Origin of the sequence: Chryseobacterium sp. AG363 (assembly GCF_003610675.1) — a bacterium.
GTDB lineage: Bacteria > Bacteroidota > Bacteroidia > Flavobacteriales > Weeksellaceae > Chryseobacterium > Chryseobacterium cucumeris.
The window spans coordinates 228494-240347 of record NZ_RAQF01000003.1; the positions used below are offsets into that span (position 1 = coordinate 228494).

Consider the following 11854-nt stretch of genomic DNA (forward strand, 5'->3'; position numbering starts at 1 on the left):
AAAAAAATGCCAATTATAGGAAAAATTATACGTGTCAGTGAATTGCCTCCCATTGGAGAAAGAGAAACAAATGCTATTTATCAGGTAGCAGCTCCAGGTTCCCTGTCTTATACAGATTATGCCGTTGATGAAAACGGTGATTTAAAAACCCATGCCGTTGTTGATGGAACAATTCCTCTGGAATTAGCTGATAGTCATGTCAGTATTTCAAATGCGGATCTTTTAGCAGAAGGAATCGCAAGTCAGGCTCAGTATAATATCAAGACAAAAGAGAAATTAGCTAAGAAACTGGAAATTCCTGTGACAGATGGAAATGCGCAGGATTATCCTAAAATCATAGGAATGAATGATAACGGAAATGTTGCCAAACTTCCTGCAGGTGATCTGGGGAAGAACATGATGAATGCAAACCTTTCCAACAGTGCAGCAAGAAGCCATACTCTTAACGCCTCATTTTCGATCAATACCTTAGGAAACCCTTATGTGTTATCCGGGCTGCCCAATAAGAATTCTGACACCGTTAATTTTCAAAAAGTTGTAGTTCAAAATACCGATGGCTTAAACGCTATTGTAGACAGTAAAAATCTACTGTTGGAAATACCCAATCAAATGACAGAAGCTGAGAGAGCCGCATGGAAAACTAAAATGAACGGAGGATGGAGCACAGGAACAATGAGTGTTGCAGTCATATCTCCCCCCATTGTGGACAAAACAGATAAACCATTTTGGATTAATCTGAAAGGAGCCAACTTAAATCTTCCTTCCACAAGTTTTAAAGTGGAGCTATGTACCCAGGATAGTATTTCTGCGGATACTGCTACTGTTGTTGCCATCATCCCTGGTTCACAGGTTCAGTTGTATACTAATGGAATTGATCTGACCTTCTACTACAATTTCAAAAATATTCCGGCAGGAGAATATAAAATAAGACTGTGGAATGGGGTAGCATGGTACTTAACAAGTTTTACCATCCGTGTGGCAAGCCAGATCCAGCGTGTTCCTCTCAATAATATTGTTTGGGAACAGAAAATATACAATAATGCTGTATCATCCGCCATTACACAGGCAGGAGCAGCCGTAAGTTACAGTTCTGACAGTAATGTAAAGACTCCTGCCGATGATTCAAGTTTCATCGCAGCCAGAAAGACCAATCAATTGATTGGTGCAGATGAAGATTTTTACATGAATGTTGAAATTACAGGTAAAACAGCAACGATAAGTGGACCAAACGGCTTTGGAACGATGACCCATTTTATAGGATTAGTAAATGCCGCCAATGGAGTAGATCTCTTAAATCAAACGGTTGCGAATATCAGGCTGGTTCAGTCCTACTGGTATCCTATGTGTAAAATATTCCCTGACAATTCTGCAGAGACAGTAACTACTGCAGAGCCTACCTATGCTCTTAGTGCAACATTTATAAGACGTGGAGGAAGCTGGACAGTCATTGTCAACTTCAATAACAAAACGGTTACCTATACCAAAACAGGGTATACAGGCCCGGTTGCCTTCGGAATGTATAACATGAATACAGGCGGAAATACAGGCGTAAGTGCCAATATCGTTGAACTGTACAAATTGTAACAAGTTTCAAACTTTAAGATAAACTTACTATAAAAAGGCAGAGCCTGAAAATTCTGCCTTTTCATCAAGCAGTGTCTATGAATTGATAGACACTGATATTTAACCAACAAAATTTTAAAATAATGAAAGAAAAATTATTACTACCAGAACAGGTACAGCAGCTTTTAAACGAAATCAATACAACAGATCTCAACCTGGGTGAAATCCAGATATCTGAACATCCTATGCTTCCATCCTTTAACAGATTTATCCGAATCAATAAAATGGTGGTAGATACAGAACTTCCAAGAACCTATCTTTTTTATCAGCAGGTTTTAAGGAATAAAGAAACCAATGAAATTGAACCTTCCAACCTTCCGACTCCGGAATGGCTGATTGGGGAAGAGGAATGGTCAAGTCTGAGAGACGAAATTTTTAACAGAATACTTGTTCCTGTAGTAGATGAAGAAACGCAGAACCCTGTTCTGGATGAAGAAGGAAATCCTAAAACATCTATTGTTAAAGTGAATACTCACCATTACATGCTTTGGCTTGTGAAGAACAATAAAGTAGGTTTTCTGGATCTTCTGAAAAGCTATTTACAGGAATTTGTTGAGTTGAAAAGCAATGAGCTTAATAAACTGTCTTAACTACCAACAGGTTCTTGAAATGAATTTAGTAACCATTCAATTGGCAGGGTCCTAAAGCCCTGCCTTTTTCAAAAAAGAAAAAATTATGGAAACACTTGAACTTAAAGAAATCATCAGTAAAGAATGGCGTACTGACGATTATATAAGAAAACAGCTGTTATGTAATAAATTAAAATACAGTAATCAATTCAATCAGCATTTTATTTTGGACTACAATATCAATGATTATGATGGAATTGCTGAAGAGAAATACATAAAGGATGATAAAGATAACTTCATATACTTAAAAACATATCTCAATAAGAATAAAGAGCTTGTGAATCTGGTTCAAACAGAGTGTGAAATCAAATTTATAATTAATGCTGCTCAAAAGCAGATTTCCTGCCAGCTTATTTACTTCTTTCACAGAGATGCCGACCGGGAAGAGCTTAGGAGAAAAAAAGCAATTGTACTGGAAACCTTTTCTTATGAGGAATTCAGGAGATTGGTCATGCATGTAGGATTTGATGATTTTGAAAATTATTCCAAGTACAAAAACTACTTCACAGAAATCTTTAAATCAAGTTTTCTTAAAGCAAAGAGTGCAGAGGAGCTTAAATTCCTTTATACCAATACTCCTGAGTTTGTTCTTCGGGGAATGGCTCTTGAAAATGAAACGTTATTTGGGCATCTTCTTGCCTTGACAAAACTAGATGATACTGGGATTTTCAGCGGATGGAAGGATGGAAGTTCTGCTTTAGTCAATGTCTTAAAAGCATTTTCCGATCGTTTTTTTTTAGTGGACAAGTTCAAAAAAAGTCCTGAACTCTGCAACAGGATTTATTTCAACCTGGATGGGGTAAGTGAGTTTAATGGAGAAATGAAATCCAACCGTATCATTTTTGCTACTATTCTTATGGAGTATTGCCTGTTTTCTGATAACCGTCCAAAAGCAGGAGCTCCTACTTTCAGGATAGGAAATGAGTATAAAGTCAATACTGAAGTTTTCGGGCTGGCGGGAGATCTATTGGGTTTTGGAAAATCAGATGAAAAAACTTTTTTTCTTCAGCAGCAGAAAGAAGTAACAAAGAGAGTTTTCATTGTACCCAAAGAAGGGGATCCTAATGCAACAGAACAGGTAACAGAAGATCTGGATGAAGGAGCAGAGTTTTATCCTCTCGATATGGTTTATTTCATTGAGCAGCATATATCAGAAACCAATGAAGAAGGGGAACAGCGGGGTACTGTCATGATGGTTCCGGCTATTTATGTAAAAGCGCTGGCTGATGCAGAAAAATGGGAAGATATTAATGAAACGATCCGGATTGTGGCCGATATGGTAGGAGTCGTTTTTGGAATCGGAACATTAGCATTATCCGGAAACCCGTATCTCTTATTAGCAGCGGCAGCAGATCTTAGTTTGGCATTACCGGATCTTACCATACAGGCATTCCGGGCAGAAATTGCCAAGCTTCCCGGAGGAGATGAGTTTCTGCGGCAATGGGATCTTATTTATAACGTATTGGGATCTGCTGTAGCAGTACCACAGCTTGCTGTTGGTTTAGCACAGCTTACTGTCGCTTTTTACAGAAGTTGCTTAAGCTTATTGAAAGCATATGTGAATGTTGCAGAAAATGTGAGGCAGGGGTTGCGTGCAAGTGCAATTTCCGTATTTTTGGATTTGAACAGCGGAGTTTATCAAAGGAAAGATCTCCGTATGTTTAATCCAACAGAATGGGTAATCCCAAGCGCAGGTTTCATTTCAAAAACATCGGAATGTGATGCATTGATACAGAATGGAGCATTCTTTATGGAGCTTGATGCTGCTGCCATTATGGAGAGTATTGGAAAAAAGGGAGGTGTTAATCCTGATGCCATCGGCTCAATAAGCAGTAACAGAAAATTTGCTTTAGTGTATAAAGGAGAGATTATTGCTCAGGGAAGCCGTTATGACAAAGCATATCAGAAAGTTTTGCAGGATATAAGAAAAGTCAGTTATGATGCTGAGAAGGTTGGAAAGATATTAGAAGAATATAGGATAATTGCTTTTTGTGAAAGAATTCCGAAAATCGTAAATAAATATCCAATAGAAGAATTACCAAAAGAGGGGTTTATTATCGGGTATAAAATGGATTCTCAGGGAGTTTTTAGACAGCTAAATGATAATATTTTTCCTTCAGACGAATTTGATTTTGTAATTACAAAATCCGGTGAATTAAAAATAGGAGAGAAACATCATTTACTAGGGAATCGGGATGATGTTTTAGCTGCTGGAGGTATTCGTTTTAAAAATGGCAGGATAGTAGAATTTGATAATATGTCCGGCCACTATCGACCAACAGCAGAAGAAGCAGAAAGATTAGGAGAAATATTAAAGGGTCTCAATATACCTATAAAAAGGGCTCGTAATGAAATCACTCCTTTAGGGATAAATAGCAGAGGAGAAGTAGTGCGGTTCGGAAAAGATAAAATAATCTACATACAAAATATAAAATAATGGAACAAATTATACAAAAACTGCATCATGGAATAAAACAAAGTGGTTGGGATTCTTATAAGCCTTTAAAAAATGAATTATTAGCTTATAATTCTAAAGATTTAATAATTAAGCTGCTTAATTCTGAGGATTTTAGGTATAAAAATATAAGAAGCCTTTTTGTTATTATTCCTGAATTATGGAAAGATTTTAATCTGGATGATTGGATGTATATTATTCGAAAAGTTGACCGTCCTACAAACTACCGATTATATATTGATGACGGACCCTATTTTGAAGACATTCGTTTTTTATATAACTGGATAGGTATAGATAGTATTAGTTTGTATAAAAATGATCCGGGAGTTTCTTCTAAAAATAAACAAAACTTGGATAAAGTATTTCCAATGTTTCTACATGATACATTAAGAAATGGAGATTATAAGGAAGAATTTTCAGATGGAACTTTTGGAGACATAAAATATTTCCGAGATATGAAAACACGATTAATAAATCAAGGGGCAAAGCCAAGTCCAAAGCCAAATTTATAATGACTTGGAATAGTTTTAGAAACATTTTAAACCGAAATAAACCCCGGCCGCCTTCAAAGGCGGCCGGGGTTATTAAACTAAAAAAATAAATTAAGGATGTTCATTTCTCGCTCTGATGACCAGATTCACTAAATCCGAGCCGCCACTTGCAAAATTATCGCTTGGATTATGCGCGCTTTGAGTTGCTACAGCATACGGAGAGCCATCCCAATATCCCCAGAAAGGGCCTCCGCTTTGTCCAGGCCATATATCTGCTTTATGACTCATGCTTTCGTTGTCATCAGCACTCCAGAAATCTCCATCCAGTGCGATACCTGTTTGGTAGGTAGGTCTTTGCGTTCCGGTAAGGTCTCCCGGATATCCTGCGTGAGTCCAGTAAGCTCCTCCATCCCATGAATCGGAATAGGATTTTGAGCCTAACCAGCCTGTGCTGTTTCCGATAGGTCTGTCCAATACAATTACCACATAATCATATTGTATCTCTGTAGAATCAATAGAAGGTCCTGCAACTTTATACTTGTAATACGTTAAAGTACCCCAGGCAGTTCCGTAAGGAGCGCTTCCGTTGTAATACATCGGGGTGAATTTCAGCCATCCTGTTGTATTATTAGGCTGCCAGTCAACGATATGAGAGCAGGTAAGAAGGTGTCTTGGTCCGATCATTACACCGCTTCCTGAACCCAGAGAACTTTCTACTCTGCCGACACATCTCCACGGATAGGCTGTAGAATTGTATACTTTTCTCTGATCGACTCCAAAAATGGTTCTTGCATTTTCAGGAGTCAGGAAAGAATCCCTGTCGATAAATTTAGGTTTACGGTCTCTTTTCGGTTCAAGCTTTGGATTGTACTCAAAATCAGCATGAGTAGGGTAGAAATGATCAGTTTCCAGTGCCCGGTTTTCTGCTGTTTTTTCATCCATAGGCATTCCTATTGTTTTCATCCCTTTAGGAAAAGTTCTTCCGTTAATGGTTTCCATAGCCGGAGCCAGCTTAAATAATTTTTCAATTACTTCTGGTTTTTCAGTTGATTTTGCTTTGATAGCTCTAAGTCTTGACACTTCTTCAGCGGTCATTGGGTTGTTGTTTTCGGTTTTTGACATGATTATTATTTTAATCTGGTATATTCCTACTCTTTTGATGGCTTTTCGGATTCCGCCGGTAATGGTTATTAGTTAAGTGAATATTTTTTGTGAAAACTCTGCAGTGATGCTTTCTGTCTGGTTGATCTGAGCAGCTCCCATAGCCGCTAAGGCAATGGCAACCTGTTTATCAAGAGTTTTTCTTACAATATTACCGTTGGTAGCACGTAATATTTTACAGAAATGATACGTAAAATAGCCTCGTATCTGTCCGCTGATATTTCCTTCCATGGATACCTGATTGTCTTTTGCTGCAGCCCATAACGTATGATTCATTCCGGTAACAGGTACAAGTGCTTTAGTGAGAACGGTTGATTTTTTTGAATTTTTAGAGGTTTCCATTTCACTGGCATAAGTGAGATAAAATTCATCCTCAAGCATTGGAGGGATATAGCGTGCTGTTTCGTTGAGAAGATCAGCTTCCAGCCCCAGATCCATTTTTCGGGTTCCCGTTCCGGAGTAGCAGCAGTCGAAAATGACTTCCATATTCACTCCGGCTTTTAGCTTGCTGAGAACGGTTTTAAAATCATCATCACGAATGACACCGTTATTGGCATAATCATGCGGACAAATAGCCTCGTCCAAACCATCCAGTTCCAGATCTGATCCTATATTAGCCACTCTGGTTCCGTGCCCTGAATAATAAAAAACAAGAGAATCTCCTTTTACACTCGTGCTGATCATGGATTTCAGATAGTTCAATATATTCGCTCTTGTAGCATTCTGATTGGTCAGGATTTTAATCTTTGCCGGACTAAAACCACAGATCACCAATGTATTGGCCATATCTCTCGCGTCATTTACACAGCCGTTAAGATCCGGACCTCCGTATCCGATGGGTGCATAATCATTAATTCCTACGATAAGTGCTTTTTTCATTGTATTAGTTTTAAAAATATTCCCTACTCTGTTCCGGCTTTTCGGGTGCTGCCTTTTTGTGCTTTTTTCTATGACAAAATTCCATCTTTCAGAAGAGCAAAAACAGAGGAGAAAACCGTATTTTGAAAAAGGAAAAACACCTTTTGTTTGTATATGAGTGAGTTATGAAATAAAAATCCGGCAGCTTGAAAAGCTGCCGGATACATAAAAAGAATGTAAAGATGTTTATTTTTTCAGGGAATAAATAGGATTAAAAATTAAGTCAGCACAAATCATGCTTCAAAGCAAAAAGTACCAGACCCGCTCTGTTTTTTATATCCAGTTTCACAAAAACCGAATCTCTGTAGCCATCAATGGTTTTAGGACTGAGGCACATTTTGTCAGCAATCTCCTTATAAGTAAGTTCGCTGCAGGCCCATTTGATAAATTCTTTCTCCCGGTCTCTCAGCTCAGAAAGCAGGGAGGCATTTTTCGCTTCCTCTGTTTTTACTTTCAATAACTTTTGGGCTACAAAATCAGTATAAAAGCTGCCTTTCTCAAATACCGTTTCAATAGCCTGGAAAAGGATAGAAGGCTGCATGTCTTTCAGCAGATAGCCTTTAGCGCCTGCTTTCAGCATTTTAATCAATATTCTTTCATCATCATCCATGGTAAGGGCAATGACTTTAATATCAGGATAATGCTCTGTAAGCCATTCTGTAGTTTCTATACCATTTTTATAAGGCATATTGACATCCATCAGGACTACAGCGGGTAATTCAGAAGCTTTTTCCACGTCTGCAATAAATTCTTCTCCGTTGGGATGATTCATAATGACCCGATATTGAGTGTTTTCTGTGATCATATTCTCCAGTGCTTTGGAGATTAAGGTATGATCATCAACGATCGCTATGGGAATAGTTTTCATAATAAATTTTTATGATAGGTTATCAAAGTTTGTGTTCCTTTATTCAGTTCTGAATGTATAGACAGTTCTGCGTGAATCAATTTGGCTCTCAGTTCCATGTTTTTTAATCCTGAGCCGTCCTGATTACTATTGATATCAAAGCCTCTTCCGTTGTCCGAGATACTGATATGTAATTTTTCACAGTCATCCTCCATGTGTATGGAAACATTTTTGGCTTTGGAATGTTTCAGAATATTATTGATACTTTCCTGGATAATTCTGAAAAGGATAAGTCCGTGTTTAGGCGAAATATCAATATCCTGCTTTTGTGTGATGAATTCTATTTTTAATAATTTCAGTTTTTTAATTCTCTTAACTTCTCTTTCAATGGATTCTGCCAGTCCGAAATGAATGATCTGTTCAGTGATTAATGTCTTAGAAAGATTTCTTATATCCTGTATACATTCTCCCAATAATTCATTGAGCTCGATGAGGTCTTCTTTTTCTGAATTCCGGAGTTTGGTAATCAGCTGGTTTTGACGTAAGCGGACCACAGATAATTTCTGCCCCAGATCATCATGCAATTCCTGCCCGATATAATTGAGAGTCTGTTCTTTCATTTCTACCTGTGAAGTCGCCAGTTCCTTTTCAAACCGAAGATCTTTTTCCTTCTGCTCAATCAGCAGGGTTGTTTTTTTCCTGATAAAAACCGCATAGATGAAGACCATTGTCAAAACAACGATGAATAAAGTAATTGTAAAGATGATAACCAGATTATTCTCTTCCATATCTGCAAAGCATTTATCTTGTTCTTTCCTGTTTGTTCCAGATTAAACCCAATATGAGTATGCCATTACTGATCAGATTCAGCATAAATAAAATAAAGAAATAAATAGTCTCTGAAACAGTAGTTCTGAAAAAAAGTATCGGAATGCTTCCGATAAAAAATATCATTAGAGATACTGATATCCAGAAGGGTAAATAGTTTTTAATTTCTAATATTTTGTCAGAATTAAAGGTTTGATACAGGAACAAAATAATTGAAAACAACAACAGAAGAATATCTGCATAGAGCATATTAAAAGAAAAATGATGAAGCAGATCATCTTCCGTATAAAACATCACAACAATATTGAGGACAAAAAGAACCAGGATGATGGTCTGTATCTTTTTGAGCAGCGGAACATATAATAATTGGTAATAATACAGTAAGTACAGAAAAAATACAATCATTAAAAAACCAATTACATAGAAGATGTCCGTAGGCAGATTGGTCAGCTTGAAATAGAAATAACAGGAAATATCAATCAGGGAAAACAACAGATATCCTATGATAAAAAATAAATTCTCCTTTCCGGTTTTTCTGTATTTTATGACCATTAGAATCATCACTACAATGGAAATGGTCATCGATATCTGTTTCCCTGTTTCAATATTCCAGTTCATAATGCTGTGTTTTTTAAGGCATTGTTTCCGATAACGTTTTTGGTGGCGGGGCCAGATTGGTCATATTCATAGATTCTATTGAAGTAACGTCTGTGTTTTCTTCGGTGGTGGCTGATCTGGCCATAACCTTCTCTCTTTCTCTTTTTTGGGCAGTAGGTACTAAAAATATAGTTTGGTAACCTGCATATTCAGGTTTTGCCATTCTGTTTTTAGGATGATTCATTGGATATTTTCCCATGTAGATCCTGATTCCCGGATTTTTTAATTTTTGTTTTCTGGCATTTTCTTTTACATATTTAATATAGCCTTCCATATCTTCAAGCGAAAACCAGTACCATCTCGAATCGGGTTCACCGTTTCTGTACTTCATGAGAATTTCATGATTGGTTCTGGTGTATTCATCAAAAAGAACTTGCCCTTCACGGTAGCTGATCAGTTTCTTTTTATAACTGTTGCTTACGGGTTCTTTAGGAGGTTCGGTGCAGCTAAGCAGACAAAATGCCAGAATAAGAGCTGCACATAAGGGACTTAAAATCTTAGTAAAAAAGGAAGTTTTCATTTTTATGGTTTTAATTTTATGGAACAAAATTAGCGAACGGCACAACTATAAAAAAGGGTGAAAACACTGTTTTTATCCTTTACTAAATTTACGACTTTTTGATATTCAGTTGAATAGGAATTACGAGGTTTGTTTTTTTAATTAAAAATATCCAATGGTATTCCTTCAGTAACAAAATTAAAACCATGATGAACGTTCATGGTTTGGAAGGAAACTATTTACCTTTTTATTCTCTCTTTTTCAATCTGCTTTTCACCCCAAAGCCGCAGATAATCAATAAAAGGAATGAGCTCGGCGCCGTTTTCCGTTAAAGAATATTCTACCTTAGGAGGAACTTCGTGATACACTTCCCTATGGATAAGCCCATCATCTTCCAGCTCCCGGACAGTCTGGGTAAGCATTTTAGGGGTAATATCAGAAAGGGTTTTACGAAGTTCGCCATACCGCATAACTGTCTTCAGATGGAGATACCATAAAATACGGCCTTTGTACTTTCCTCCAATCCGTTTAAAGGCATAGTCAACAGGACAGGATGGCTCATTGGTAATTTTTTTTATTTTTAACATTTTTTCAATGGTTTGATAATCAGTATTAGTATGTTTTTAGTATGTAGATTACCAAAAAGTACATACTTGCTGCAAAGATATGATGAGACTACATTTGTCCGATAATTAAAATCAAAAAAAATGAAAGCTGTTATTGTAAACGAAGCAGGAGGCGTTGAAAATCTTCAATTTACGGAAATAGATAAGCCTGTCATAGGAAATGATGAAGTATTGGTAAAAGTAGTATCGGTAAGCATTAATCCTGTAGATGTAAAGTCCAGAGCATATGAAGGAGTTCTGAACTGGATTTTTGAAGAAAAGAGACCCGTTATTTTAGGATGGGATATCTCGGGAGAAGTCGTGGAAACCGGGAAAAGTGTAACTGATTTTAAACCTGGAGATGAAGTCTTCGGAATGGTCAATTTTTTTGGAAAAGGAAATGCCTATGCAGAATATGTGGCTGCTCCGGCGGCTCATCTGGCATTAAAGCCTCAAAACATTACCCATCAGCAGGCTGCCGCGGCCTCAATGGCTGCTTCAACGGCATATCAGGCCTTGGTGGATGTTGCCGGAATTAAAAAAGGAAGCAAGGTTCTGGTCCATGCCGCTTCAGGTGGTGTCGGTCATTTTGCAGTTCAGATTGCGAAGCATTTCGGAGCGTATGTTATCGGCATATCATCCGGTAAAAATAAAGAATTTGTTTTGTCGCTTGGGGCTGATGAACATATTGATTATACAACAGAAAACTTTTATGAAAAGGTGCAGGATGCAGATATCATCATTGATACCCTTCAGGGAAAAGCTTTGTCGGATTCGGTAGATATTGTAAAAGAGAATGGTATTATTATAACACTTCCGACGCCTGAGATTCCTGAGGATATTGCATTGAGAGCCAGGCAGAAAAAGGTGAATATTGAGTTTATGATGGTACAGTCTAAAAAAGAAACTGCAGAAGCAATTGCGGGCTTATTGAAGCAGGAAGCATTGAAACCATTTGTTTATAAAACTTTCCCGTTTGAAGACATAGCACTGGCACACCTGGAGGTTGAGACCAGCCGCGTTGCAGGAAAAGTAATAGTAAACCTCTGAAATAAAAACAGGACCGGAAATCTATTCCCGGTCCTGTTAAACAAGATTAAGTGTAAAATTTAGCCTTTACAGGCAAAAAGGATAATTCAAA

12 protein-coding genes are annotated in these 11854 nt (G+C 37.4%); 5 read left to right on the forward strand and 7 right to left on the reverse strand.

From position 1 onward, the window contains the following. Positions 1-6 precede the first annotated feature (6 nt). From DEU39_RS14005 to DEU39_RS14020, 4 genes are all read left to right on the forward strand, one after another. Positions 7-1584, forward strand: a complete 1578-nt coding sequence (locus tag DEU39_RS14005) for a hypothetical protein (protein WP_120232378.1) — start codon at positions 7-9, stop codon at positions 1582-1584. Between the two features lie 122 nt (positions 1585-1706). Beyond that, a complete protein-coding gene (locus DEU39_RS14010; protein ID WP_120232379.1) occupies positions 1707-2213 on the forward strand; it encodes a hypothetical protein in 507 nt (168 codons plus the stop codon). 85 nt (positions 2214-2298) lie between these two features. Further along, the gene (locus DEU39_RS14015; RefSeq protein WP_120232380.1) at positions 2299-4689 is read left to right on the forward strand and encodes a hypothetical protein; all 2391 of its coding nucleotides are present in this window, start codon (positions 2299-2301) and stop codon (positions 4687-4689) included. Then, entirely contained in the window at positions 4689-5219 is a 531-nt protein-coding gene (locus DEU39_RS14020; RefSeq protein WP_120232381.1) for a hypothetical protein, read from the forward strand. The genes DEU39_RS14015 and DEU39_RS14020 overlap by 1 nt, the downstream gene beginning before the upstream one ends. Positions 5220-5309: 90 nt before the next feature. Here the strand turns inward: DEU39_RS14020 and DEU39_RS14025 are convergent, their stop codons facing one another. The 7 genes from DEU39_RS14025 to DEU39_RS14055 all read right to left on the reverse strand — a co-directional run bounded on the left by DEU39_RS14025 (position 5310) and on the right by DEU39_RS14055 (position 10695). Further along, positions 5310-6320, reverse strand: coding sequence for a trypsin-like serine peptidase (locus tag DEU39_RS14025; RefSeq protein ID WP_120232382.1), 1011 nt, complete (start codon positions 6318-6320; stop codon positions 5310-5312). Between the two features lie 72 nt (positions 6321-6392). Beyond that, on the reverse strand, positions 6393-7238 hold the full coding sequence (locus DEU39_RS14030) for a caspase domain-containing protein (protein WP_120232383.1): 846 nt from the start codon (positions 7236-7238) through the stop codon (positions 6393-6395). Positions 7239-7500: 262 nt separating this feature from the next. Continuing rightward, positions 7501-8145 (reverse strand): response regulator transcription factor, encoded by a 645-nt coding sequence (locus tag DEU39_RS14035; RefSeq protein WP_120232384.1) that lies wholly within the window; start codon positions 8143-8145, stop codon positions 7501-7503. After that, complete coding sequence (locus tag DEU39_RS14040) at positions 8142-8912, reverse strand: sensor histidine kinase (RefSeq protein WP_120232385.1); 771 nt, start codon at positions 8910-8912, stop codon at positions 8142-8144. The genes DEU39_RS14035 and DEU39_RS14040 overlap by 4 nt, the downstream gene beginning before the upstream one ends. 13 nt (positions 8913-8925) lie before the next feature. Then, positions 8926-9570 carry a hypothetical protein gene (locus DEU39_RS14045; RefSeq protein ID WP_110009059.1) on the reverse strand — a complete coding sequence of 215 codons (645 nt, stop codon included), beginning with the start codon at positions 9568-9570 and terminating at the stop codon, positions 8926-8928. Positions 9571-9583: 13 nt separating this feature from the next. Then, positions 9584-10129 carry a hypothetical protein gene (locus DEU39_RS14050; RefSeq protein ID WP_120232386.1) on the reverse strand — a complete coding sequence of 182 codons (546 nt, stop codon included), beginning with the start codon at positions 10127-10129 and terminating at the stop codon, positions 9584-9586. 218 nt (positions 10130-10347) lie between these two features. Next, positions 10348-10695 (reverse strand): winged helix-turn-helix transcriptional regulator, encoded by a 348-nt coding sequence (locus DEU39_RS14055; protein ID WP_120232387.1) that lies wholly within the window; start codon positions 10693-10695, stop codon positions 10348-10350. Positions 10696-10815: 120 nt separating this feature from the next. Here DEU39_RS14055 and DEU39_RS14060 point away from each other — a divergent pair, with 120 nt between their 5' ends. Then, the gene (locus DEU39_RS14060; protein WP_120232388.1) at positions 10816-11763 is read left to right on the forward strand and encodes an NADP-dependent oxidoreductase; all 948 of its coding nucleotides are present in this window, start codon (positions 10816-10818) and stop codon (positions 11761-11763) included. Positions 11764-11854 lie beyond the last annotated feature (91 nt).

Excerpts from the sequence above, each read along its gene's own strand:
- DEU39_RS14030 (WP_120232383.1), bottom strand. The coding sequence starts at position 7,238 with ATGAAAAAAGCACTTATCGTAGGAATTAATGATTATGCACCCATCGGA.
- DEU39_RS14015 (WP_120232380.1), top strand. The coding sequence starts at position 2,299 with ATGGAAACACTTGAACTTAAAGAAATCATCAGTAAAGAATGGCGTACT.
- DEU39_RS14040 (WP_120232385.1), bottom strand. The coding sequence starts at position 8,912 with ATGGAAGAGAATAATCTGGTTATCATCTTTACAATTACTTTATTCATC.
- DEU39_RS14060 (WP_120232388.1), top strand. The coding sequence starts at position 10,816 with ATGAAAGCTGTTATTGTAAACGAAGCAGGAGGCGTTGAAAATCTTCAA.
- DEU39_RS14055 (WP_120232387.1), bottom strand. The coding sequence starts at position 10,695 with ATGTTAAAAATAAAAAAAATTACCAATGAGCCATCCTGTCCTGTTGAC.
- DEU39_RS14005 (WP_120232378.1), top strand. The coding sequence starts at position 7 with ATGCCAATTATAGGAAAAATTATACGTGTCAGTGAATTGCCTCCCATT.
- DEU39_RS14025 (WP_120232382.1), bottom strand. The coding sequence starts at position 6,320 with ATGTCAAAAACCGAAAACAACAACCCAATGACCGCTGAAGAAGTGTCA.
- DEU39_RS14010 (WP_120232379.1), top strand. The coding sequence starts at position 1,707 with ATGAAAGAAAAATTATTACTACCAGAACAGGTACAGCAGCTTTTAAAC.
- DEU39_RS14045 (WP_110009059.1), bottom strand. The coding sequence starts at position 9,570 with ATGAACTGGAATATTGAAACAGGGAAACAGATATCGATGACCATTTCC.
- DEU39_RS14035 (WP_120232384.1), bottom strand. The coding sequence starts at position 8,145 with ATGAAAACTATTCCCATAGCGATCGTTGATGATCATACCTTAATCTCC.
- DEU39_RS14050 (WP_120232386.1), bottom strand. The coding sequence starts at position 10,129 with ATGAAAACTTCCTTTTTTACTAAGATTTTAAGTCCCTTATGTGCAGCT.
- DEU39_RS14020 (WP_120232381.1), top strand. The coding sequence starts at position 4,689 with ATGGAACAAATTATACAAAAACTGCATCATGGAATAAAACAAAGTGGT.